This window comes from Mesorhizobium neociceri (genome assembly GCF_013520985.1).
In the GTDB taxonomy this organism is placed as follows: Bacteria; Pseudomonadota; Alphaproteobacteria; order Rhizobiales; family Rhizobiaceae; genus Mesorhizobium; species Mesorhizobium neociceri.
In genome coordinates, this window is sequence record NZ_JACDTY010000014.1 from 1 (window position 1) to 24,533 (window position 24,533).

The window sequence follows — 24,533 nt, forward strand, 5'->3', positions numbered from 1 at the left end:
GGATGGTGGGGAGGGGCGGGTGAGGGGCGGCAGCTGTTGCGGGTTCCTTGAAGACAGAAAAGCACTAGAATAGAACGTATTCTGCCGACGACAATTAATTCAACGCATTCCAAACGATGTCGCAGTTTTGGTGGGTTAATCACAGTCAGACCGCCCGCCAGGAGATCGACGGGCAATATCTCTGGTCGCCCAAAACTCAAAAGAATGGGGCACGCAGCGAGTTCTACAAAAATATGCGTCGGGCGTCGCCCGGCGACCTCGTTTTGTCCTTTTTCGATCAAGCCGTGCGTTACGTTGGCCGGGTAACAGAATTCGCATTCACGGCACCAAAACCAATTGAGTTCAAAAACACAGGGGCTAATTGGAACCAGGAAGGTTGGCTTCTTCCAGTGTATTGGGCACCGCTCCTGCCGACAGTGCGCCCGACGGACATGATTGGCGAGTTGGGTCCGCTTCTACCGGAGCGGTACTCGCCCATCGACCCAAACTCCGGATCAGGCCGTCAGAACGCCTATCTCGCGAGCGTATCGCAAGAGGCGTTTCACACCATTGTCGCGGGTACAGCATTCAACCGCGAAGCTTTGAGGCGTGGTGGCGCGAACAGTCTCACTTTCGAAGTCGTCAACGAAATTTTAGAGGACGCCGTTGAGCGCCGCATCCGAGAAGACCTCCAACTCGAGGACACTGTAAAGACGAGCGTCATTCAAGCTCGTCGCGGCCAAGGTAAGTTTCGCGCGAATGTTGAGGCGGTGGAGCCCTCTTGCCGTCTTACCGGTGTCATCAACCCCTCACTCTTGATTGCAAGCCATATCAAACCCTGGCGTTTATGTTCATCTGCGCAAGAACGGCTCGACGGCATGAACGGCCTACTACTCACACCGGACGCCGATCATCTGTTCGATCGTGGGTTCATCAGTTTTGAAGATGGCGGTGAGGTTCTTATTTCTCCGCGAGTCGACAAAGCAGATTTGCGGCGCCTGGGGTTCGAGCAGTTGGTGATGCAGAGTTTTGGCTTTTCCGAAGCTCCGGCCGTCTGGCGCACCGAAGCCTTTGCTCCGCCACAGCAGAGTTACCTGGCTCATCATCGAGCTGATGTGTTTGTGGCTTAGCTCGCATCAACTGAGCGGCCGGCTCTCAGATTCCCTACCTCCTCACCACCCTCTCAACCACCGCCTTCTCCACCGCCGGTTCCAGCGTCTCCGCGAACGGCGTCGCCAGGTGGTGCTGGTCGCGGTAGGCGATCTTGCCGTTGATGAAGACGTGGCAGGTTTTGGCGTCGCAGAACTGGTTGGTCAGGTCGATGTAGCTGGCGCCGGGCACGGCACGCACGATGTCGCGCTCTATCGCCGCGCTAGAGTCGTTGGCGGCGTCTGCCCGCTTCTGGTCGCACAGCGACGGCCTCTGCCCGCGCCACAGCGCGCGCGACACGCAGGTGTCGACGTGATCGTCGTTGAACGGCACGTCGCGGATCACGGCAACCTTCAGCCCGGCCTGGCTGAACGCGGTGAGCGTCGCGTGCAGGCCGGCGCGCCCATCTGTATCCTGGCTTTTGGGCGCCTGCGTGCCGGCTGACATCTTGTCCAGGCTGACCAGCGCGATCTCCGAGATCACCACCAGGTTCGGCCGCGCGGCGATGATCTGCCGGATCGACTGCGCGCGCCATTGATCGCATTCGGTATAATTGCGCTTCAGCTTGGTCGCCCATACCGTCAGCCGCGAGGCGCGGCAGCCGGATTTGAGCCAGGTGACGACCTTGGTGTCGTTCTTCTCTGCCGCCTCGATCAGCGGCGTCGACCAGTGGTCGGCATGCGAGTCGCCGAACAGCGCAATCGAGCGCCCGGCGTCCTTGTTGCCGAACACGCAGGCTTTTGGCGTCACTGTCTCATAGGAAAGAATACAGCCGGCCGCGCGTGCGGTGGAAGGTCGCGCGGCGCTAACGGCAATGCTGCGCTGCTGCGGATCGAGATCGCTGACGGCAAGCCTGGCGTTGGCGTAGGCGGCTGCGACGCCGGTGCCGGTGAGGAGGACGGCCGGCACCAGCGCCCGCGCCGCACTGGCCATCAGCCAGCCACTGCGGCGGATCGGGTTCTCGATGACATGGTAGGTGAAGACCGACAGCGCCAGCGTCAGCGCCAGGCAGCCGAGTCGCTCGAGCGGTGACAGTTCGGGCACCAGCATCGAGGCATAGACGATCACTGGCCAGTGCCAGAGATAGAGCGAGTAGGAGAGCTTGCCGACCCACTGCAGGGGCGGCAGCGCCAGGACGGCACTGGGGCCATTCCTGACGCCGGCCGCTCCCGCCAGCAGCAACAGCACGGTGCCGGCCACCGGCATCAGCGCCATGAAGCCGGGAAAGGGGGCGTCCTCGGTGAAGGAGAGATAGGCACCGGCAATCAGCGCCAGGCCGAGCCATGCCAGCGGCGCGGCGAGCTGCGGGCGCTCACGCCAGAATGTCTGCGGCACCATGGTCGCCAGTCCGCCGGCGGCGAACTCCCAGGCGCGCAGCGGCGAGAAATAGAAGGCCCAGGGCTGCGCCATGGTGGTAAGCCAGGCACAGACAGCGAATGACACAAGTCCAGCCAGCCCGATCACCAGGATTGCGCCGCGCTTGCCGGGGCGCAGCCACGCCGCCAGCAGCAGCAGCGCCGGCCAGGCGAGATAGAACTGTTCCTCCACCGACAGCGACCAGAAATGGATGAAAGGGTTGGTGGTCGCATCGGCCGCGAAATAGTCGAAAGACCAGCGGATCAGCCACAAATTGATCATGTAGGCCGAGGCGAACATGGCGCCCTTGGAATAGAGCGACTGTTCCTCCGGCGACAGGATGAAGGCGCCGGCGACGAGCGTAGCCAGGATGACGAACAACGACGCCGGCAAAAGCCGCCGCGCGCGCCTGGCGTAGAAGCGCCACAGGTCCAGCCGGCCGGTCTCGGTGATTTCGGCGAGCAGATGGCGGGTGATCAGATAGCCCGAGATGACGAAGAAGATGTCGACGCCGGTGAAGCCGCCAGGCAGCCCGGTGAAGCCGAAATGGAAGGCGATCACGCCCGCCACCGCCAGTGCACGCAACCCTTCGATATCAGGCCGGAACGATGCTGACACGATCGAAACCTCGTGTAGTTCGTTTAAAACCCACCCTGGCCAAGGGTCGACCCCATGCGCCGATATCGCAATGCAACAAATCTAACGCAGTGCAACATAAGGGGAGATTCTTCCTTCTCCCCGTTCACGGGGAGAAGGTGCCGGCAGGCGGATGAGGGGCAGCGCCGACGCGGTTCCAGTATGGCCTGCGCCCTGTTTATCTCTTGCGAAATTGGCAGAATGACGAGCGTTCGCGCCGCCCCTCATCTGGCTGCCGCCATCTTCTCCCCGTGAACGGGGAGAAGGACGCTCTCATCGCCACCTTCGCCAATCTCCGACATTTGCGGTCGGCCCTTGCGTTGCCCCTGTCATGCGCATCGGCTATCCAACCGGCAGCCAATGCAGTTCAAACGGAGCCATCCCATGACCAACACCACCATCCTCAAATTCGGCGCTGTCGAGCATGCCGATGGCGAAGACCTGCCGGGCTGGATCGTTGTCGAGGGCAGGCCGACCATGCAGACCGCCGTGCAGCACACCACCGCCGACGGCAAGGTGATGTCAGGCACCTGGCGGGCATCGCCCGGCACCTACCATGCCACCTACACCGACTATGAGTTCGTGCACATGATCGCCGGCCGCATCATCATCACGCCTGATGGCGGCACGCCGGTCGAGGTTGGCCCCGGCGATGCCTTTGTCGTCGAAGCCGATTTCAAGGGCACCTGGAAGATCATCGAGCCGGTGACCAAGCACTTCGTCGTCAAGGTTTCTTGATCGACGTCGTCAGGGTCGCATGAGGCGGGGACGCTGCTGGCGCCTCGGGCCTAAAAATCGCCAGCGTCCCCCTCACCCGGTGAGGAGAAGAGGACGTAGCGAAGCGAATATCGGTTAAAGGGGGCGTCACCCGTTCGCTTCGAACCGATGCAGATCGAAGAGCCGAGACGATGGCGTTCTGCGGTGCCTAAAAGCAATTCCAGGAAAAGTGTGAAACGGTTTTCCGTCCGGAATTGCGTCTGCTTTAGTCGATGAGGTCGCCTGCCAGGATCGCCGCACCGCGCCGGGCGACCTTGCTGATTGTAAGCCAAGAGCGAGCGGCGCACTCTGCTGAGTGCATGCCGCCCGTCCGGCGCCGGGCCGTCAATGCTGTTGTAACGAAACCCCCCAGCCCCGTCTCAACCGCCACGACCATGGCGTGACCTATGACTTGGTATACGCATGCAACCCCGCGGTCTGTCAACGCCGCCCAAAGGGGCACCGGAGCGCCGGTTTTTACCAATGCAAGAGGCTTTCCGACGCGCCACCGATGCGCTGTTCGCCGTCATAAAAATCGTTGTAAATAGCGGTTTTCCGGGCTTTCTCGCGGCTTCGGAGCGGAGCCGCCGGCGTCATACCGGTCGCGATCTAGGCGCTTGAATCGATTTGCCTTTCCCGGCTGAAACGTTTCAGGAGGCTGGTTTTCAACCTGACTTTTTTTGGGTGTAATTCCCCAACGTCCGTTCTGGGCTTTGCCAGCCGGTCTGGCCGGCCCGCCATCCGGCATTGCAATCAGGGATTGCCATCTGCCAATCTCGCCCTTGGCGCCGCGGCGGAGCGCCGAGCCATGCCGCTGACGACATAGGCCGCAGCGCCCAGCGCCGTGATCCAGAAGCTTGTCGGCCAGTCGGTCAGGAAGGCGAGCGACAGGCTGATCCAGGCAATGACGACGGCAAGCGCGATCGAGGTCAGCACGCCGGCGGCGACGCCGCTGGTCAGCCTGAGCGCGGTGGCGGCGGGCGCTACCATCAGCGCAAATACCAGCAGCACGCCGACGATCTGCACCGCTTCGGATGTGGCGACGGCGACCAGCACCATGAAGAGGGTCGAGACGAGGTTGATCGGCACGCCACGCGCTTCGGCAAGTTCCGGCTGCAGGCTGGCAAACAGCAGCGGCCGCGCGATCAGCACCAGAGCCGCGAGGATCGCCACCGCCAGCACCGCCAGAACGATGACGGTGCGCAGGCTGATTCCCAGCACATTGCCGAACAGCACGTTGGTCGCCTGCGAGGCGAAGGCGGTGTAGAAATGCAGGAACAGCAAGCCAAGACCGAGCGACAGCGTCAGCACGATACCGATGGCGACGTCGCGATGCGCGCGTTCGCCGAGCAGGCCGATGCCGATGCCGGCAACGATGGTGAACACGGTGAGGCCGAAGAACGGCGACAGGCCGATCAGGCCGGCGCCGGTGGCACCGGGAAAGCCGACATGGGCGAGCGCATGGCCGGCGAAGGTCTGGCCCCTGAGCACGAGGAAATAGCCGACCGCGCCGGAAACGATGCCGACAATGGTGCAGGCATAGAAGGCGTTGCGCATGAATTCATAGTCAAAGATCGTGGACATGCGCTCCGCTCTCCAGTTCGACGTCGTCGGCCATCACGAAGATGCGGCCGGCGACCCGCACCACATTGATGTGGGTGCCGTAAAGTTTCGACAGCACCGGGCCGCTGATGACCTCGTCGACGGAGCCGATCGCAGCCTTGCCATTGCCGAGATAGAGCACGCGGTCGACGGCGCGCAGCAGTGGGTTGATCTCGTGAGAGCAGAACAGCACCGCAATGCCCAGCCGCTCGCCGATCTCGTGCACCAGATCGATGATCGCGCGCTGATGCGCCGCGTCCAGGCTGATCAGCGGTTCGTCGAGCAGAAGCAATTGCGGATCGCCGATCAGCGATTGCGCGATCAGGATGCGCTGGCGCTCGCCGCCGGAAAGTTCGGCCAGCGGCCGGCGCGCAAGGTCGGTGGCGCCGATCGCTTCGAGCGCCTTCCAGGCGGCTTCCTTCTCGGCGGCCGATGCAACCGGCCAGCCCCAGCGATGCCCACCGGCGGCGCTCAGCACAAAGTCGAGCCCGCTGATACCGACATCGTTGAGCGCGCGGCGCGCCTGCGGCATGTAGCCGATATCAGCATTGCCGCGCGTTGGCGGTTTGCCGAGCACCGAGATGGCGCCGCCGGCCGGCTTTATCAGGCCGAGGATGGCGCGCAGCATCGTCGTCTTGCCGGCGCCATTGGCGCCGAGCAGGCCGACAAAAGCGCCTTGCGGAATCGAAAAGGAGACGTCGGATAAAACCCGGCGTCCCCCATAGGTCAGTGTGACCTTGTCGAATTCAATTGCGTTCATTCAGTCACGTTCGTTGGCAATCAGGTTCACTGGCAGTCACGTTCATTGTGTGCGGGCGACGAGCGCCTTCTGGACCGCGTCGATCTGGCCGCCGAACCAGGTCTGGATCGTCTGTCCCGCCGGTTCCGTCTCGGTAACGCCGATGACGGTGACCTTGTTTTGCTTGGCGATGTCGAGCAGCCTTGTCGTTGCCTCGTCGGTCACCTGCGAATTGTAGAACAGGATCTTGGCCGAGCCGTCCTTCAGGCTGTTTTCGAATGCCGCCACCTGGGTGGCGCTCGGCTCGGCGTCGTTCATCAAGGCCACCTGGAAATCATAGTTCAGCATCTTGAGGCCGAGCGCTTCCGCCATGTAGCCGAACACAGGCTCGGTGGCGGTCACCTCGGTGCCGGCATAGGTCTTTTTGACGTCGGCGATTTCCTTGTCAATGGCCTCGAGGGACGTCTGGAATGCCTTCAGGTTCGCCTCGTAGTGCGCGGCGTTGGCCGGATCGCGCTTCGACAGATCGGCGGTCAGTGTCTTGGCGATGGCCGGCAGCGTCGCCGGGTCGTACCACAGATGCGGATTGTCGCCCGACTTCTTGCCGATCAGGTCGGCGGCAATGATGGTCGTGCGGTCCTTGCTGGTTGAGGCCGACAGCAGCTTGTCCATCCACGGATCGTAGTCGGCGCCGTTGTAGATGATGATCTTGGCATCGGCGATGGTGCGCGCCGTCGACGGGCTGGTCTCGAACAGATGCGGATCGTCATCGGGATTGGCCAGGATGCTGGTGACGGTGACGTTGCTGCCGCCGATCTGGCGGGCAAGGTCGCCATAGAAATTCTCGGCCGCCACGATGGTCATCTTGTCTTCAGCGCGGGCAGCCGTGCCGGTCAAAAGCGGCACCGCAACCAGCAGCGCGGCGAGAAAGGGAAGGGAACGCATCCGTGGTCTCCTTGCAGTCTGGAAGGTAGGTCGCCGGAGAGGCGGTGGTGTAATTTTATAACAGTAACAATATAACGTTTGCGTCGAAAATACGGTCGGTGTCAATGGGTTTTTTGAGCGGCGAACTTTTTCTCGCGCACAAAAGTGTGAGCGGCCCACGCCGATCTGGCGGGGCCGCTCATGTCTGTCGGCGATGCACGAAGGGGGTGGGGCTCGGCGCACGGTCCCGGCCCGAGATCAACGGCTGGAGTTAGCCTCTCGCCAGCACGAAATCGTGCTCGACCTCCCAGAACGGGCCGGCGAATTCGAGGTCCTTGGCGCGCGTCGGATCGTCGACGCGCTTGAACTCGGCGAGCAGGCTTTCCTTCACGCCGAACACAGCGTCCGAATTGATGTAGGGATCGTCGGGGTCGAAGATGTGGGTGGTCAACGTCTCGAACCCGTCGGCCTTCAAGATGTAGTGGAGATGCGCCGGGCGGTATGGGTGGCGGCCAAGAGCGTCGAGCAGTTTGCCGACCGTGCCGTCAGCCGGGATCGGGTAGAATTTCGGTTTTACCGCGCGGAACCAGTAGCGTCCGTCGGCGCCGGTGCGGAAGACGCCGCGCAGGTTGAAGTCTGGCTGGATACCCTTTTGCTGCACGTCGTAAAAACCCTCGTCATTGGCCTGCCAGACATCGAGCACGGCGTCGGCGATCGGTTTGCCTTCGGTGTCGAAGATGCGGCCATGGATGAACATATCCTCGCCCTTCTGGTCGAGGCAGATATTGGCGCCCATCGGCAGCTCCGGCGCATCGGCGATGTGGAAGGGGCCGAGCACTGTCGATTCCGATGCGCCTGAAGGTTTGCGGTTGTTGATGGCGTCGACCAGCATCGAGACACCCAGCACGTCCGACAACAGGATGAACTCCTGCCGCCATTCAGTGGAGAGCTGGCCGGTTCTGGTCAAAAACAAAATGGCCTCGAACCATTCGTCCTGCGTCGGCTCGATCTCCTTGACCGCCTCATGCAGTTTGCGCGTGATGACCTCCATCACCGCTTTCAGCCGCGCGTCTTTGGCGTTCTTGTTGCGGCCGGTGACGACCTCGACCGAATTCGCCTCGGTGAAGAAGCCTTTTTCGTGCGCTTCCATATCTCTCACCTGTCCAGGATTGATGTCAGGGCTTTGCGCAGATCCGCTGTCGGATCGTCGCTGATCGCATCCTTGCGCCAGCCGACATGCTGGTCCGGTCGCACCAAAAGCACGCCGCTGTCGCGGATTTCGCGGGCGCGCGCCCAGTCGCCGGAGAAATCCTGCCAGGGCTGGCGCGGGCCGACGAGATGGCTTGCAATGTCGATGCCCAGTTCCTTGCCGACTGTCTTGGCGGCATCAAGCCAGCCCTGGCCGCCAATGCCGGTCAGCACGGTAAATTTGCCATGGCCGGTCAGGTCGAGCGTCGAGACCTTGTCGCCCTTGTCAGAATGCACCCAGACATGCGGCAACCGGGCGCCTGGCCAACTCGTGGGCTGATGGTGCAACTCGGCATCCTTCGCGAAGGCCGGCTCCTTCTGGCCGTCGGTGATGATGGCGTTCGAGATATAGCGCTGGTTCATCTCGACGCCATGGGCGTCGAATTCATAAACCTTGGCGGCGATGGTCTCGCGGATTTTTGCCCGCTGCGCCTCGGCCGCCGGCGTGTTGTCGCAGCGCGCGTCCATGTTCGACTGCATCTTCACCGGGTCGATGGAATCGAGCAGGCCGAGCGCCTTGAAGATCGGGCCGAATTCCTCGATCGACTTGTTGGCGCGGGTGACGATCTGTTTGGCCACAGGCGCGCGTTCCTGCGAATAGCTGTCGAGCAGTTTTGGGCCGGCCTTGCCATTGATGACATGGGCGAGCTTCCAGGCGAGGTTGAACCCGTCCTGGATCGAGGTGTTGGATCCCAGCCCATTCGATGGCGGATGGCGATGGATGGCATCGCCCATGCAAAACACACGGCCCTTGGAGGTCTGCGTGGCGTACATGTTGTTGACGGTCCAGGTCGACACCGACTGGACCTCGATTTCGAGGTCGGGATCGCCGACCAGGTCGCGCGCGACCTTTTTGGCGAAGGCATCGTCCACCTTGGGGGCCGGCTGGTTGATGTCGTAGCCCCAGACGATCAGCCACTCGTTCCATGGCCGGATCATGCGCACCAGGCCCATGCCGATGCCGCCGACATCGGCGCCCGGCTGCACCACCCAGTAGAGCACCGACGGGCGGTGGGCGACGTATCTCGACAGGTCCGCCCTAAACAGGATGTTCATCGAGCCGCCGACGCCCATCTTGCCCTCGAAGGGCAGGCCCGCATGTTCGGCGACCAGCGAATTGCCGCCGTCGGCGCCGACCAGATACTTTGAGCGGATGGTGATGTCCTTGCCGGTCAGCCGATCGCGGCAGGTCGTCGTGACGCCGTCGGCATCCTGCACATGCGAGAGATACTCCATCGACATGCGCGATTGCGTGCCGCGCGAACACGCCGTCTTGAACAGCAGCGGCTCCATGAAGGTCTGCGGCAAATCGTTCATGTGCGCGGGCGAGGAGAGTAGATGTTCGGCGCGGGACAGCGGGTGCTTGCCCCAGCTGCGCATGCGGCCGATCTCCTCGCCGGCAAGCGAGGTGCAGAACACGTTTTCGCCCATCAGATCCTGTTCGGTGGCGTGCATATAGGCCTCGTCCTCGACATCCCTGCCGAGGTCGCGCAGCACCTCCATGGTGCGCTGGTTGGTGATGTGGGCGCGCGGCGTCGCCGCCAGCCAGCGATACCGGTTGATGACCATGTTCTCGACACCATAGGTCGAAAGCAGCGCCGCGGTGGCCGAGCCGGCCGGCCCGGTGCCGATGGTCAGCACGTCGGTAGAAATGTCAGCCATGCGGCCCTCCCTTTTTGCTTGATGGTACTGGTCCGCCGGTCAATCGGCGGCGGACCGGAAAAAGCTGGATGCCGGTGCGCTCGGCAAACAGGCCCCACAGGCCGCGCGGCGCAAACAGCATGATGACGATGCCGATCAGTCCAAGGATCAGCAGATACCAGGAGCCGTAGTCGGCGAGCAGGTTCTGCAGGATGTAGAAGACGATGACGCCGACGATCGGCCCTTCGATGGTGCCGATGCCGCCGATGACGACGATGAAGATGACATAGGCCGTCCAGTCGACGACGGAGAAAGCGGCGTCGGGTGAAATGCGAGCCTTCTGTACATAAATCAGCGCGCCGCAGAGGCCGGTACCGAAGGCGGCAGCGAGATAGACCAAGGTCTTCATGCGGCGGGCGTCGACGCCGACAGAGCGCGCCGCTTCCTGGTTGTCGCGCACGGCGGCGAGCCCCAGTCCTTGCTTCGAGCGCAGCAGCCGATAGACGAGGCCGATCGTGGCGATGGCAAGCAGCAGCGCCAGCCAGTAGGTCAGGATATCGCCGGCGCCCGAGGATTTGACGCCGAAGAGATCGCCGACCAGTTTCAGCGCCGGCATGTCGCGGGTCGCTTCGCGCGGCAAAGAGGTGCCGGTGCCGCCGCCCAGCATCTTCCATTGCGCCAGCGCCAGCCGTACCACTTCGGCGATGACCCAGCTGCCGATGGCGAAATAGGCGCCCTGCAGGCGAAACAGGAAGAAGGCGGTCGGGACGGCGAGCAAGGCGCTTGCAATGCCGGCAAGCAGGATAGCGATCAGCGGGTCGAGCCCGCCAAGGATGACGAGAGCGAACATGGCGTAGGCGCCGAAACCGACAAAGGCCTGCTGTCCCACCGAGACCAGTCCGGCATAGCCGGCGAGCAGGTTCCAGTTCTGCGCCAGCACCAGCATGGTGAGGATGAAGAACAGATCCTGCTGCACGCTGCGCGAGGCAAAGAGCGGCGCGGCGAAGGCGAGCACGATGATGAGCCCGGCGACGATGGCGAAGGTCGCCGACGCCTTGGTCTTGGTTTCGACTCTCCAGAGTGTGACGGCGGTGTCGGTCATGCGCACGCTCGCATTCCTTCGCGCCCCCCTCTGTCCTGCCGGACATCTCCCCCACACGGGGGGAGATTGGCAGTTCCAGCCCAGGCGCTCATCTTGCGACGGTGAAGGTTGGCGAAAGCAGAGGCGAGAGCACAATCTCCCCCCTCGCGGGGGAGATGTCCGGCAGGACAGAGGGGGGCGCCGTAGAGCACAATCATTGCCCGCCTCCTAATCCACCGCCCGCGGAAACAGCCCGCGCGGCCTGACCAGCAGCACCAGCAGGAAAGCCAGATGCCCGGCCAGGATCTGCCATTCCGGGTTGATGGCGGCGCCAAAGGTCTGGGCGATGCCGATGACGATGCCACCGGCAAGGGTGCCCCACAGCGAACCGAGGCCGCCTATGATGACCGCCTCAAAGGCGTAGATCAGCCGCGCCGGTCCGATGGTCGGATCGAAATTGGCGCGCGTGCCGAGATAGAGAGCGGCGATGGTCACCACCACCATGGCGATACCGGTGGCGGTGGCAAAAATCCGCTTCGGCTGAATGCCCATCAGCCCGGCCGTGACCGGATCGTCGGAGGTGGCGCGAAAGGCGCGGCCGAGCGAGGTACGATAGAACAGCTGGTTCAGCCCGATGATCACGGCGATGGCCGAGGCCAGGGTCAACAGCGGCATGACGCCGACACTGATCGGGCCTAGCGCAACCGAGGCCGATTCCAATCCACCAATGGAGATGCGCCGGCTGTCGGCGGAAAAGCCTTCGAGCAGGCCATTCTGGATGACGATCGACAGGCCGAAGGTGACCAGCAGCGGCGGCAGGATATCGGTGCCCAGCGTCCGGTTGAGCAGGAAGAACTGCAGCGCCCAGCCGATGGCGAACATCGCAGGCATCGCCACCAGGGCTGCCGCGAACGGATTGAGCCCGAGCGCCGAGACCAGCATCAGGATCAGGAAGGCGGCGAGCACGATGAGGTCGCCATGCGCCAGGTTGACCAGCCGCATGATGCCGAAGACAAGGCTCAACCCCGCCGCGAAGAGCGCGTAGAGCCCGCCGAGCAGAATGCCCTGGATGATGGTGTCGAGCCACGCCATGTCAGGCCACCCCGAAATAGGCGCCGTGAATCTTTTCACGCGTCAGTACAGCCGGCGTGCCCGACAGCGTGATCCGCCCTTCCATCATGCAGTAGACGCGGTCGGCGACCTTCAGCGCCTGGCCGATGTCCTGCTCGACCACGACGATCGAGGCGCCGGCTTGGCGGATGCGCGGAAAGGCGGCGTAGATATCCCTGATCACGACCGGCGCCAGGCCAAGGCTGATCTCGTCGCACAGAAGCACACGCGGATTGGACATCAGCGCCCGGCCGATCGCCACCATCTGCTGCTGGCCGCCGGACAGCGCCGTGCCCGGATTGTGGCGTCTCTCCTTCAGGATCGGGAAGAGATCGTAGACGGTGTCGAGGCGCCAATATCCCTCGACCGCGCGGCCATAGCGGCCAATGAGCAGGTTCTCCTCGACGCTGAGCGAGGGGAAGAGTTTGCGCCCTTCCGGCACCATGGCAATGCCGCGCGCAACGATGTCGGGCGCGGGCAGGGCGCCGATCTCCGCGCCGTCGAAGAGCACGGCGTCCGGCAGGTTCGCCAATATGCCCGCAATCGAGCGCATCAGCGTCGTCTTGCCGGCGCCATTGGCGCCGATGATCGCGATGGTCTCACCTTGGTCGAGCGCGATGTCGACGCCGAACAGCGCCTGGAAATCGCCATAGCGCGCGGTGAGATTTTTGGTCTCGAGCAGCGCCATCAGACTTCGATCCCGAGATAGATCTCGCGGACCTCATGCGACGCCATGACGGCATCCGGCGCGCCCATGCCGATGATCTTGCCAAAGTTCAGAACCAGCAGCCGCTCGACCACCGAGTTCAGCGCATGCAGCACATGCTCGATCCAGATGATCGACATGCCGCCTTTGTGGATGCCTCTGATGGTGTCGACCAGCATGCCGCATTCGCCTTCGGTCAAGCCGCCGGCGATCTCGTCCAGCAGCAGCAGTCTTGGTTCGGTCGCCAGGGCGCGGGCAAGTTCCAGCCGCTTGCGCTGCAAGAGGCTCAAGCCGCCGGCGGGATGGTTGGCACGGTCGATCAGCCCGGTCTCGACCAGGATCTCGGCGCAGCGCTCGCTAACCTCGGCTTCGGTCTTGCGCGCCCCGAAGGCGCCGGCGACCAGCAGGTTTTCGAACACGGTCAGTTTCTCGAAAGGCTGCGGAATCTGGAACGACCGGCCGACGCCGGCAAGGCAGCGCTGCATCGGCGGCAGTCTCGTCACGTCGTGGCCATCGAAGGTGATGGCGCCGGCATCGGCCGAAATGTTGCCGGTGATCAGGTTGAACAGCGTCGATTTGCCGGCGCCATTCGGGCCGATAATGCCAAGCGCCTCGCCCTCGCCAAGCTCGAACGAAACCGCGTCGGCGACCGTGAGGGCGCCGAAGCGTTTCGAGACATTGGCGAGCGCGAGGATAGGCATGGCCTAGGCAATCGCTTCCATCGTCCCGCCGGTAGGAATGTTCGGCGCGGTCTTGTTGTCGGTGATGACGAGATCGTAGCCGCCGCCATCCTTCAGCCGCCACTGGCCGCCGACCAGCGGCGTCTTGGCAATGTTCTTGGCGGCGAAGGGCGGCAGGTTGGCGCCGTCCCAGGCGATCGGTCCGACCACTGTGTCGAGCTTGGTCGCGGCGATCGCCGCCGCCACCTTGTCGCCGTCGCCGGGTTCACCGGCCCGCTTCATGACATCGACGGCGATCTCGAACAGCGCATGGACAAAGCCGATCGGCTGCGTCCATTGCCGGCCGGTGGCTTTGGTGAAGCCTTCGGCGACCTGCGCCGAGCTTTCGCCGGTCAGCGATGATTTGAACGGATGGTTCGGCGTCCACCAGACTTCCGACGACAGATTGTGGCCGGACTTGCCGAGCGCCTCGACCGACTGTGGGAACAGAAGCGCCTTGCCGATCGACGCCACCTTGGGCGCAAAACCCTGCTGCTTGGCCTGGTTCCAGAAGGTGGTGAAATCGGGCGGGATCATCACGCCGGTGATGATCTCGCAGGACGCACCCTTGAAGGCGTTGATCTGCGCCGAAAAGTCATCGGTCAGGTTCTGGTAGCGGCCGGTGTCGGTCAGCCCGTAGCCGCCCTTGGCCAGCACCGGCGGGAAGCCGACCGTGCCGTCGCCCCAGGCGTTGCCGTCGCCGTCATTGGGGAACAGGCCGCCGACCTTTTTGTTGGTCTCGACCTGCGCCCACATGTTGGTGAAGACGGCAATGACGTCCTCCAGCCCCCAGAAGAAATGGTAGGCGTAATTGAATGGCTTCCACGAGGCGGGGTCGCCGGGATTGCCTTGCTGGCCGATGAACCAGGGCTGCCACGGCGCCACGGTCGACAGGCACGGCACTTCCTCCGCCTCGCAGGTTGTGGCGACCGGATTGGTGGTCTCCGGCGTCGAGGCGACAAGCATCAAATTGACCTTGTCGTTGACGATCAGTTCCTTGGCGACTTCCGCCGCGCGGTTGGGATTGGACTGGCTGTCCTTGACCACGACCTCATAGTTGAGGCCGGCGGCCTTGGTGGCGGCGAGAAAGCCGTCGATGATGAATTTATCGGCCTCGGCGAAGGCGGCCAGCGGGCCGGATTGCGGGCTGACATAGCCGAGCTTGATCGGTGCATTCTGGGCGATCGCCGGCATGGCGATGCCCGATGTGCCGGCGAGCAAGCCGGTGGCGGCTGTGTTGCGGATGAATTCGCGTCTGGTAATCATTTTTGTTCCTCCCTTGTTGCCGTCAGTTCTGCGGACGTCTTCCCTCCCACGCGTCCTGCAACAGGGCGCGGATTGCGGCGCGATCGAAAGGCCGCGGATTCCAGTATGGGTTCTTGGTCGCGATCTCGGCGGCGCGGTCGAGATCGCTCTGTTTGAGACCGAGCTCTTTCAGTGTCAGCGGCGCGCTAACGGACTTCGCGAAATCATGCAGACCGCCGCCGGCGCTGCCGCCAAAAATGTCGGCGACAGGCTTGAGCAGGTCGGGCACGGCGACGGCGTTGAAGCCGATCGTGTGCGGCAGCATCACCGCATGCGTCTCCGCATGCGGCATGTCGAAGGAGCCGCCCAGCGTGTGGCAGATCTTGTGGTGCAGCGCCATGCCGACGGTGCCAAGCACGGTGCCACACAGCCAGGCGCCGTAGAGCGCATCGCCACGCGCGTCGAGATTTTTCGGCTCCTTGATCAACACCGGCAGCGCCGCCTTCAGCGCACGCAGCCCTTCGGTCGCCATCAAGGTCGAAATCGGATTGCGGTCCCGCGCGTAGAGCGCTTCCGCCGCGTGCGCCATGGCATTGAGGCCAGAGGTGACGGACATCGCCACCGGCAGGCCGATGGTCAGTTCCGGATCGTAGATCACCACTTCCGGCAGGATCTTTGCGTCACGCACCGTGGTCTTTTCGCCGTTCTCGGTCTGGCCGAGGATCGGCGTCACTTCGGAGCCGGCATAGGTGGTCGGGATGACGATCTGCGGCAGGTCGGTGCGATAGGCGATTGCCTTGCCCAGCCCCGTGGTCGAGCCGCCGCCGAGCGCAACGACGCAGTCGGCTTTGACCTCTTGCGCCTTGCTCATGGCTGCTTCGGTGACCTCGACCGGCGTGTGCATGGCGGCGCCTGAAAACGTCCCCGCCGCCAGCGGTCCAAGCCTCTTCGCCAGCGCTTCGCCATCGGCCGCCTGGTGCGGTGTCGACAACACCAGCGCGCGCTTGCAGCCGAGCTTTTCGATCCAGGTGCCGACCTCGGTCGACGCGCCATTGCCGAAGACGATATGCGCCGGACTGCCGGAATAGGTGAACGTCCTTGTCATGCCGCCCGGCTCCCCTTGCGCGCCATCACCATGACGAAGCCAAAATCGAGCGACCAGCTCTCGCCACCTTTGCCTGCGGTGCACTTGAAATCGCCGACCAGTTCCGGCTTGACGCCGAACAGCGCATCTTCGTCGAGGCGCGGATCGCCGCGCTCGAACACTTGCGTCGTCAGCGTCTCGAAATTGTCGGCGCGGATCAGGAAGTGAATGTGCGACGGTCGGCTGAGCGGATAGTTCAACTGCCCGAGCATCTGTCCGACCGGTCCGTCGTCGGGCACGCCGTAGCCGGCGGGCTTGACGGTTCGGTAGTTGAAGCAGCCATCCTTGTCGGTGGTGAAGACGCCGCGCAGGTTGAATTCAGGCTGCAGGTCGGGCTGCTGGTTTTCATAAAAGCCTTGCGCGTTGGCTTGCCACGTCTCGACCGTCGCGCCGGCGATCGGCAATCCGTCGAGGTCGGTTACCCGCCCCGTCACGGTCAGTGGTTTGCCGATACCGTCGAGTGAAATGTCGGCGCCGAGAGCCAGCCTTGGGGCATCGGCGCGATAGAAGGGACCGCGTCCGGTGTTGGGTGTCGCGCCGTTCGGGCGGCGGGAGTTGATCTCCTCGACCAGTGCGGTGACGCCGAGCAGGTCGGACAGCAGGACCCATTCCTGCCGCTTGTCGTCGCTGGCATGGCCGATTTCGGTGAGGAAGGCGATCGCCTGGCGCCAGTCCGCCGCGGTCGGCCGGGTTTCCCGGACGATCTGGTGGAGATGGTCGACCACGGTCGCCAGAAAGCGCGGCAACGGCCCGGCCTTCGCCTTCAACAGCCGCTGGGCAACCATCTCCGCGGAGTTGGCCTCGTTGAACGACGGTATGCCGGACTGCGACATGTTCCTCCCCGTTTTTCATCTCACGAGGGAACACTAACGCAGGCCAAACACAAAGATGATGATTTCTGCCCGATTTAATATACCATATCGTTATGAAGATCGATGAAAGGCATCTGATCCAACTGGCCGCCGTGGTGCAGGCCGGCGGCGTTACCGAGGGTGCGGCCCTTGTCGGCCTGTCGCAGCCGGCGGTGTCGCGCACTTTGTCGATGCTGGAGAAGCGACTGGGCGAACCGCTGTTCCTCAAGGGGCGCCGTCCCTTGCAGCCGACGCCCCTTGGCCGGGCGCTTGCCGATCATGGCCAGGTGATGCTGGCAGCGTCGCGCAAGGCATCCGACATCGTCGCCAATTTCAGCCAAGGCCGCTCCGGCGTGGTGCGGGTCGGCGGCACGCCGTTCTTCATGGATGCATTGATCTCCGGCATGATCGCCGACTTCCAGAATGCCTACCCGGATGTCCGCGTCGACCAGAGCTATGGCTATCTCTCCGACCTGCGCGCCGCCATCAATGCCGACCGTATCGACCTTGCCGTCTGCCCCATCGACATTCTAGAGGAGGGGTCGGGGATGGAGTTCCGCGAGATCCTGCCGGGCCGCAATGTCGTCGCCTGCCGCGCCACGCATCCGCTGTTGCTGCGGCGTAAGCTGAGGACCAGCGACCTGCTCGACTATCCCTGGATCGCGCCGCCGCCCGGCAGCCCACTGCTGGAGGATCTGCGCAGCCTGCTTCTGTCGCTTGGCGCCACCGAGATCAAAATCCGCTATTCCGGCGGTTCGCTGACCAGCGCCATCAACTACATGAAGGAAACCGATGCGCTGACCGTACTGCCGCACAGCGTGGTCTTTGCCTTTCGCAAGGATAAGTCGATCACCGCACTGCCAGTGGCCATCCCACATCCCGAGCGCGCGCTCGGCCTGCTGAGGCGCGCCGACACGCCGCGCGCGCCTGCCGTCGATGCGTTCGCCAAGCACATCCGCCAGAGCTTCGACAATTTGAAACACCTCATCAAGCGCCACGAACAAGCGGTCGTCTGGGGCGCCTGACCGTGAGCCGATGCCTCACCGTTCGCGGCGAAGGCGGCGATCTGCCACCACCTGCGCCAGGACCTCTGTCGGATCGCGGTCTACGGGCAAGGCGAGGGCGTTCTCGACATCGCAGCCGGTGAGACCGATATCGCGACGCTCGCATTCGCTCATGGCGGCCAGAAATGCGAGCTGGCTGCGCGCCTTCCAGAAGCGCGGCAACCACAGCAGCGCCCATTTCGCCGCCGCGTAGAGCCGGAAAAACAGGGAGAAGGAAGGGCGCCGCGCGTAGCCGGCTTCGGCACCGATGAAATGATCGGTCGTCGTCATGGCGTTTGTCTCCGTGCTGGACATGGTTGCCTCCTGTTGCGGCTTCGGTTTCTTGCCACCTTCATCGTTGAGTGCGAGATTGCGCCTCTTCGAAACGCGTGTCCGGAAAGCGGCCTGAAAGAATGCTGACGTAGTCCTGAAAATTGCGGGGGAGCAGACAGTCGCAATGAACGCTGAGCCACAGCCGATCTACCGCTTCGCAGGCTTCAGCCTCGACACGCGCGCCGGCGTGTTGCGCGACGGTTCTGGCGAGATCGCGTTGCGGCCGAAATCGCTCGATCTGTTGATTTTTCTTATCCGCAACTTCGGCAGGATGGTGTCGAAGGACGAGCTTCTGCGTGCGGTGTGGAGCGACGTGATCGTCACCGAAGATTCGCTCACGCAATGCATCAGCGATATCCGGCGCGCACTGGGCGACAAGGAGCAGACGCTGATCCGCACCATGCCGCGCCGTGGCTACATGTTACCCGGCGAAGTACTGGAGGGATCGCAATCTGTCGATATGCGTCCGTCGCCTCAGCTCCCCGACAAGCCGTCGATCGTCGTGCTTCCGTTCGAGAACCTGTCGTCGGACCCGGAGCAATCCTACCTCGCCGACGGCACGGTGGAGGAGATCACGGCGGCGCTGGCGCGCATTCGCGGACTGTTCGTCATGTCGCGCAACTCGGCCTTTGCCTACCGCGGCCAGGCGCTCGACCTGCCGCGCATCGGCCGCGAGCTCGGCGTGCGCTACGTGCTGGAAGGAAGCGTGCGTCGGCAACTCGATCAGCTCCGAATCTCGGCCAGGCTGGTCGAGGCAGAGACCGGCAGCCTGATCTGGGCGGAAGGCTTCAAGGGTGACATCGCGGAAGCGTTTGCGCTGCAGGACAACGTGACGGCGGGTGTCGCGGGCGCCATTCTGCCGTCGATCCAGATGGCGGAAATCGAGCGTGTGCGCCGCAAGCGGCCGGGCGACCTGCAGACCTACGATCTCGTGATGCGCGCCCTGCCGCATGTCTGGGCGCTCGGCCGCCAGGACAACGCGATCGCCATCGAGGCGCTAGAGAAGGCTTTGCTGGGCGATCCCGACTATCCGCTGGCCCTGTCGCTGCTGTCCTGGTGCCATGCGCAGCGCAGAATCTACAGTTGGTCGACCTCGCCGGAGGCCGACCGGCGCCGTGCGCTGGAGCTGGCGGAGCGATCTGCCGAACTCAACGGTGACGATCCATTTTCCCTCGCCGTGCTCGGCGCTGCCCACACCGTGTCGAGCAATTTCGTCACTGCGGGCGCGCTGCTTGAAAAGGCGTGTTCGATCGATCCCAATTCGGCCTTCGCCTGGAACAGGAGCGGCTGGGTTGCAGCCTACAGAGACGAGGTCGAGCGGGCGGTCGAATGCTTCGAGCGGTCGTTGCGATTGGGGCCGTTCGATCCCATGGTTTATACCTGCCATTTGGGCATGGCTGTCGTGCATTTCAGCGCTCGGCGGCCCGGTCAGGCGGCGGACCTGTATTTGCGTGTCCTGGCGGAGCATCCGAATGCGTTGTGGATTCTGCGTACGCTGATCCCGGCCCTTGTCGAAGCGGGACGCCTTGACGAGGCCCAGCAGCATATGGCGCGTTGTCGCCACGAATATCCGGAACTCACCTTACGGGCGGTTCGCGACTCGATGCCCTTTAGAGTTGAAATTCTCGACCGACACGAAAAAGCTCTGAGAAGCCTCGGAGTGCCGGAGTAGGGGACCACTTGCCGGGGCGCAGGTGCGCCGCAGGAAACGCCGCCCTGTTCGCAACTGCGTTGCCTTGACCGCAAAAATGTCAAAAAAGTATCAGTGAGGTGGACACACCGTGGTGGCGGCGGCAAGGATTGCCGCCTAAGCTTTGATCACTGCAGAGAGCGGCAAACGCGGCCTGCGGGAGAGGGCACTGCAACTGGTCGCATGACCGGACCGGCGCCGGGAGGAACCAAGATGAATCCGGACTTGGAAGTCGTCCAGATCAGACGTGGCGAGTCGTTCAAGGCCTGGGCCCACGGCTATCCCTTCCATACCGTGCGCTGGCACTTCCATCCCGAATACGAAATCCATCACGTCGTCGCGACCACAGGTCATTATTTCGTCGGTGACTTCATCGGCGAGTTCGAGCCCGGCAATCTCGTTCTCACCGGTCCGAACCTGCCGCACAACTGGGTAAGCGACGTGCCGGCCGGCACCAGTGTGCCGCTGCGTGGCCGCGTCGTGCAATTCTCGCAAGAGTTCATCGCCGACGCCACCACCGCGCTGCCAGAACTTGCCGGTTGTGAAAACATTCTCGAGCTCAGCCGCCGCGGCGCGCTGTTCTCCACGGCCACCGCTGAACTCGCCGCACCTGTGCTGGCCGAACTGGTCGAGGCGCAAGGCGTGCGCCGCATTGCGCTGTTCATGGAGCTCATCGACATTTTGAGCCGCGCCGCCGATGTGCGGACGCTGACCAGCGCCAGCTATCTGCCCGATCCCTCCGGCTTCATGTCGGCCGGCGTCAACAAGGCGCTTGCTTACATCAACGCCAATCTGACCGAGCCATTCAGCGAAAGCGATTTGGCGGCAATTGCCGGGCGCAGCCCCAGCGCGTTTTCGCGCAGCTTCCGCCGCCACACCGGCATGGCGCTGGTGCAGTATGTCAACCGGCTGCGCATCAACCTCGCCTGCCAGTTGCTGATGAGCGAGGCCGACATGCCGATCACCGAGATCTGCTACGCCGCCGGCTACAACAACATCTCGAATTTCAACCGCCAGTTCCTGACGCAGAAAGGCATGTCGCCTTCGCGCTTCAGGGCCTTGCTGGCGGAAAACATCAGTGCGGAGATTGCCGCCTAACAGGGAGGACCGGGAGGAGCTTTAGACATTTTGGGAAGAAAGGACGCGGGGTGCGTTGGAGGTGCCCCGTGCTGGAGATCGCTTGTCCTGAAATCCAGCGATATCAAGAGGATGCGCAGCACGGATCAAGTGCGTCGTCATTCCTCGCAACAGTTCGACTTGCAGTCAAGGCCCGGCGCGCCATGTGGTGGCAGGGCTTCGTGAAACATTCCTTGAAACGGAGATATCAGAATGACCAGATTTGCTTGGAAATCAGCCGGTGCCGCAGCGCTGGCGCTTTCGCTTCTCGGCGGCACCGCCGCTTTTGCCGCCCCTGTTACCGACGCCACGGTCGCCTTCCTGATGCCCGACCAGGCGTCGACGCGCTACGAGCAGCACGACTATCCCGGCTTTGCCGCCGAGATGAAAAAGCTCTGCCCCGGCTGCAAGGTGATCTACCAGAACGCCGATGCCGACGCCTCGCGCCAGCAGCAGCAGTTCAATTCTGTGATCTCGCAGGGCGCCAAGGCGATCGTGCTCGACCCGGTCGACTCCACAGCCGCCGCCTCGCTGGTCAAGCTGGCGCAGAGCCAGGGCGTCAAGGTCATCGCCTATGACCGCCCGATCCCGACAGCACCGGCCGACTTCTACGTCTCGTTCAACAATGAAGGCATCGGCAAGGCCATTGCCGACTCGCTGGTCGAACACCTCAAGGCGCTGAAGGTCGATCCGGCCAGCGGCGGCCTGCTGCAGATCAACGGCTCGCCCACCGACGCGGCCGCCGGCCTGATCAAGAAGGGCATTCATTCCAGCCTCGACAACAGCGGCTACAAGATCCTGGCCGAATTCGACACGCCGGAATGGGCGCCGCCGAAGGCGCAGCAATGGGCAAGCGGCCAGATCACCCGCTTTTCCACGCAGATCGTCGGCGTTGTCGCCGCCAATGACGGCACCGGCGGTGGCGCCATCGCCGCCTTCAAGGCTGCCGGCGTCGATCCGGTGCCGCCGGTCACCGGCAATGACGCGACCATCGCCGCACTGCAGCTGATCATCGCCGGCGACCAGTACAACACCATCTCCAAGCCGAGCGAGATCGTGGCCGCGGCTGCCGCCAACGTCGCCGTCCAGCTCCTCTCGGGCGAGACGCCGAAGGCCGAAATGACCCTCTACGACACCCCCTCGCAGCTGTTCACGCCGGCGGTGGTGACGCAGGAAAACCTCAAGGCCGAGATCATCGACAAGAAGATCAACACCGCCGAAGAGCTTTGCGTCGATCGTTACGCCGAAGGCTGCAAGAAGCTCGGCATCACCAACTGATCGGACTATCCTGATCCTGCCTTCCGGCCGCCCTTGCGGCGGCCGGAAGTTCGCAGTCACTCTTGACCGGTCATCCGGAAAGGTTTGCCACAATGTCTGACATCTCTGACGGACCGGTTTCGGCAGGCGAGCTGGTGCTCAGCCTGCGCGGCATCTCGAAGAATTTCGGCGCCGTTTCGGCGCTCACCGATATCGATCTCGATGTCCATGCCGGCGAGGTGGTGGCGCTGGTCGGCGACAATGGCGCCGGCAAGTCGACGCTGGTCAAGATCCTGGCCGGCGTCCACCAGCCGAGTTCGGGCACCATCGATTTCCGCGGCAAGCAAGTGACCATGCCCGACCCGAGCGCTGCGCTGACGCTCGGCATCGCCACCGTCTTCCAGGATCTGGCGCTGTGCGAGAACCTCGATGTCGTCGCCAACATCTTTCTCGGCAAGGAGCTCAACCCGCTGCGGCTGGACGAGGTGGCGATGGAGATCCGCGCCTGGACGCTGCTCAACGAATTGTCGGCGCGCATTCCAAGCGTGCGCGAAGCTGTTGCCTCGCTGTCCGGCGGCCAGCGCCAGACGGTGGCAATCGCCCGCTCGCTGCTGCTCGATCCCAAGGTCATCCTGCTCGACGAGCCGACCGCCGCCCTTGGCGTCGCCCAGACGGCGGAGGTGCTGAACCTCATCGACCGGGTCCGTGAACGCGGTCTCGGTGTGCTGATGATCAGCCACAATATGGAAGACGTGCGCGCCGTCGCCGACCGCATTGTCGTGCTCAGACTCGGCCGCAACAACGGCGTCTTCGAACCCGACGCTTCGAACCAGGAACTGGTCAGCGCCATCACCGGCGCCGCCAACAATGCGGTGTCGCGCCGCGCCGAACGGCGCAAGGCAGCACAGGCGCAATCACAGGAGCAGCGGCCATGAGCTCGGAGCCCAAGCAGGACACCTCCGCGTCGACGGCGCTCGACCGCAGCGACGTGCGCGTCAAGCACCAGGCCGGGGTCGGTGGCGCGATCAGCGCCTTCTTCGACCGCGTCCGCTCCGGCGACCTCGGCTCGTTGCCGGTGATCGTCGGCCTGGTCATCATCTGGAGCGTGTTCACTGCGCTTAATCCGGTGTTCGTCTCGTCGAGCAACCTCGTCAATCTGCTGTTCGACTGCTCGACCGTCGGCGTCATCGCGCTCGGCATCGTCTGCGTGCTGATGGTCGGCGAGATCGACCTTTCGGTCGGCTCGATCAGTGGCTTTGCCTCGGCCATGGTCGGCACGCTGTGGGTCAACCAGGGCTGGCCGGTGGCGCTCGCCATTGTCGCCGCGCTCGCCGTCGGTGGCTTCATCGGCGCGCTCTATGCCTTGCTGTTCAACCGGCTCGGCATGCCGAGCTTCGTCTCGACGCTGGCCGGCCTGCTCGCCGTTCTCGGCCTGCAGCTCTATATTCTTGGCTCTACCGGCTCGATCAATCTGCCCTATGGCTCGAACCTGGTGAATTTCGGCCAGCTGCTGGTCATGCCGGACTGGCTGTCCTATGCGCTGGCCGCTGTTCCCGGCATCGTCATGCTGATCACCGGCCTGCGCACCGTCAGCCGCCGTCGCGCCGTCAATCTGTCGGCGCCGTCGGTCGGCGGTCTCATCGTGCGCGTCGCCGCCTTGACCATCCTGCTAGAGCTGATTGTCGGCTATCTCAACCAGGCGCGCGGCATACCGTGGATGTTCGGCCTGTTCGTCGGGCTGGTGGTGGCGATGAACTATGCGCTGACCCGCACCCAATGGGGCCGCTCGATGACTGCTGTCGGCGGCAACCGCGAAGCGGCGCGCCGCGCCGGCATCAAGGTCCGCTCCATCTATCTCAGTGCTTTCGTCATGTGCTCGATGTTTGCCGCCCTCGGCGGCGTGCTGTCGGCGGCACGCCTTGCCTCTGCCAGCCAGCAGGCCGGCACCGGCGACGTCAACCTCAATGCCATCGCGGCGGCTGTCATCGGCGGCACCAGCCTGTTCGGCGGCCGCGGCAGCGCCTACTCCGCGCTGCTCGGCATCATCGTCATCCAGTCGATCGCCAGCGGACTGACCTTGCTCGATCTGTCATCGTCGCTTCGCTACATGATCACCGGCGCCGTGCTGGCGATCGCGGTCATCGTCGACTCCCTGGCACGCCGCTCGCGGGTTTCCCACGGCCGCGCCTGAACGCAATCATAATTCGA

At 63.5% G+C, this 24,533-nt stretch carries 22 protein-coding genes; 8 read left to right on the forward strand and 14 right to left on the reverse strand.

Features of this window, described 5'->3' with window-relative positions:
* Positions 1-116: 116 nt before the first annotated feature.
* On the forward strand, positions 117-1,109 hold the full coding sequence (locus tag H0241_RS24190) for an HNH endonuclease (RefSeq protein ID WP_181060352.1): 993 nt from the start codon (positions 117-119) through the stop codon (positions 1,107-1,109).
* Between the two features lie 34 nt (positions 1,110-1,143).
* Here H0241_RS24190 and H0241_RS24195 read toward each other — a convergent pair whose 3' ends face one another.
* Positions 1,144-3,102, reverse strand: coding sequence for an acyltransferase family protein (locus tag H0241_RS24195; protein ID WP_181060353.1), 1,959 nt, complete (start codon positions 3,100-3,102; stop codon positions 1,144-1,146).
* A 402-nt stretch (positions 3,103-3,504) separates the two neighbouring features.
* On the opposite strand from H0241_RS24195, the gene H0241_RS24200 reads away from it, so the two are divergent.
* The gene (locus tag H0241_RS24200; RefSeq protein ID WP_181060354.1) at positions 3,505-3,858 is read left to right on the forward strand and encodes a cupin domain-containing protein; all 354 of its coding nucleotides are present in this window, start codon (positions 3,505-3,507) and stop codon (positions 3,856-3,858) included.
* A 771-nt stretch (positions 3,859-4,629) separates the two neighbouring features.
* Here H0241_RS24200 and H0241_RS24205 read toward each other — a convergent pair.
* The 12 genes from H0241_RS24205 to H0241_RS24260 form a co-directional block, all read right to left on the reverse strand.
* Positions 4,630-5,460 (reverse strand): metal ABC transporter permease, encoded by an 831-nt coding sequence (locus tag H0241_RS24205; RefSeq protein ID WP_181060355.1) that lies wholly within the window; start codon positions 5,458-5,460, stop codon positions 4,630-4,632.
* Positions 5,444-6,238: a metal ABC transporter ATP-binding protein gene (locus H0241_RS24210; protein WP_181060356.1), complete on the reverse strand. Its 795-nt coding sequence runs from the start codon at positions 6,236-6,238 to the stop codon at positions 5,444-5,446. The genes H0241_RS24205 and H0241_RS24210 overlap by 17 nt, the downstream gene beginning before the upstream one ends.
* Before the next feature lie 42 nt (positions 6,239-6,280).
* Positions 6,281-7,162 carry a metal ABC transporter solute-binding protein, Zn/Mn family gene (locus H0241_RS24215; RefSeq protein ID WP_181060357.1) on the reverse strand — a complete coding sequence of 294 codons (882 nt, stop codon included), beginning with the start codon at positions 7,160-7,162 and terminating at the stop codon, positions 6,281-6,283.
* Between the two features lie 250 nt (positions 7,163-7,412).
* The gene (locus H0241_RS24220) at positions 7,413-8,291 is read right to left on the reverse strand and encodes an intradiol ring-cleavage dioxygenase (protein ID WP_181060358.1); all 879 of its coding nucleotides are present in this window, start codon (positions 8,289-8,291) and stop codon (positions 7,413-7,415) included.
* Between the two features lie 5 nt (positions 8,292-8,296).
* Positions 8,297-10,051 carry an FAD-dependent oxidoreductase gene (locus H0241_RS24225; protein WP_181060359.1) on the reverse strand — a complete coding sequence of 585 codons (1,755 nt, stop codon included), beginning with the start codon at positions 10,049-10,051 and terminating at the stop codon, positions 8,297-8,299.
* Positions 10,044-11,132, reverse strand: coding sequence for a branched-chain amino acid ABC transporter permease (locus H0241_RS24230; protein WP_181060360.1), 1,089 nt, complete (start codon positions 11,130-11,132; stop codon positions 10,044-10,046). The genes H0241_RS24225 and H0241_RS24230 overlap by 8 nt, the downstream gene beginning before the upstream one ends.
* A gap of 207 nt (positions 11,133-11,339) precedes the next feature.
* Positions 11,340-12,203 carry a branched-chain amino acid ABC transporter permease gene (locus tag H0241_RS24235; protein WP_181060361.1) on the reverse strand — a complete coding sequence of 288 codons (864 nt, stop codon included), beginning with the start codon at positions 12,201-12,203 and terminating at the stop codon, positions 11,340-11,342.
* Between the two features lies 1 nt (position 12,204).
* Complete coding sequence (locus H0241_RS24240) at positions 12,205-12,909, reverse strand: ABC transporter ATP-binding protein (protein ID WP_181060362.1); 705 nt, start codon at positions 12,907-12,909, stop codon at positions 12,205-12,207.
* Positions 12,909-13,628: an ABC transporter ATP-binding protein gene (locus H0241_RS24245; RefSeq protein WP_181060363.1), complete on the reverse strand. Its 720-nt coding sequence runs from the start codon at positions 13,626-13,628 to the stop codon at positions 12,909-12,911. The genes H0241_RS24240 and H0241_RS24245 overlap by 1 nt, the downstream gene beginning before the upstream one ends.
* A gap of 3 nt (positions 13,629-13,631) precedes the next feature.
* A complete protein-coding gene (locus tag H0241_RS24250; protein WP_181060364.1) occupies positions 13,632-14,912 on the reverse strand; it encodes an ABC transporter substrate-binding protein in 1,281 nt (426 codons plus the stop codon).
* Between the two features lie 22 nt (positions 14,913-14,934).
* Positions 14,935-15,996 (reverse strand): maleylacetate reductase, encoded by a 1,062-nt coding sequence (locus tag H0241_RS24255; RefSeq protein ID WP_181060365.1) that lies wholly within the window; start codon positions 15,994-15,996, stop codon positions 14,935-14,937.
* On the reverse strand, positions 15,993-16,868 hold the full coding sequence (locus H0241_RS24260) for a dioxygenase family protein (RefSeq protein WP_181060366.1): 876 nt from the start codon (positions 16,866-16,868) through the stop codon (positions 15,993-15,995). The genes H0241_RS24255 and H0241_RS24260 overlap by 4 nt, the downstream gene beginning before the upstream one ends.
* A 92-nt stretch (positions 16,869-16,960) precedes the next feature.
* Between H0241_RS24260 and H0241_RS24265 the strand changes: the two genes are divergently transcribed.
* Positions 16,961-17,911 (forward strand): LysR family transcriptional regulator, encoded by a 951-nt coding sequence (locus tag H0241_RS24265; protein ID WP_181060367.1) that lies wholly within the window; start codon positions 16,961-16,963, stop codon positions 17,909-17,911.
* Between the two features lie 15 nt (positions 17,912-17,926).
* On the opposite strand, the gene H0241_RS24270 is transcribed toward H0241_RS24265, so the two are convergent.
* Positions 17,927-18,220, reverse strand: coding sequence for a hypothetical protein (locus tag H0241_RS24270; protein ID WP_181060368.1), 294 nt, complete (start codon positions 18,218-18,220; stop codon positions 17,927-17,929).
* A gap of 166 nt (positions 18,221-18,386) precedes the next feature.
* Between H0241_RS24270 and H0241_RS24275 the strand changes: the two genes are divergently transcribed.
* The 5 genes from H0241_RS24275 to H0241_RS24295 all read left to right on the forward strand — a co-directional run bounded on the left by H0241_RS24275 (position 18,387) and on the right by H0241_RS24295 (position 24,516).
* Positions 18,387-19,934, forward strand: coding sequence for a winged helix-turn-helix domain-containing tetratricopeptide repeat protein (locus tag H0241_RS24275; protein ID WP_181060369.1), 1,548 nt, complete (start codon positions 18,387-18,389; stop codon positions 19,932-19,934).
* Between the two features lie 231 nt (positions 19,935-20,165).
* A complete protein-coding gene (locus tag H0241_RS24280) occupies positions 20,166-21,050 on the forward strand; it encodes an AraC family transcriptional regulator (RefSeq protein WP_181060370.1) in 885 nt (294 codons plus the stop codon).
* Positions 21,051-21,281: 231 nt separating this feature from the next.
* Entirely contained in the window at positions 21,282-22,346 is a 1,065-nt protein-coding gene (locus H0241_RS24285; protein WP_181060371.1) for an ABC transporter substrate-binding protein, read from the forward strand.
* Positions 22,347-22,438: 92 nt separating this feature from the next.
* On the forward strand, positions 22,439-23,260 hold the full coding sequence (locus H0241_RS24290; protein ID WP_181060372.1) for an ATP-binding cassette domain-containing protein: 822 nt from the start codon (positions 22,439-22,441) through the stop codon (positions 23,258-23,260).
* Positions 23,257-24,516, forward strand: a complete 1,260-nt coding sequence (locus H0241_RS24295; protein WP_181060373.1) for a sugar ABC transporter permease — start codon at positions 23,257-23,259, stop codon at positions 24,514-24,516. The genes H0241_RS24290 and H0241_RS24295 overlap by 4 nt, the downstream gene beginning before the upstream one ends.
* Positions 24,517-24,533 lie beyond the last annotated feature (17 nt).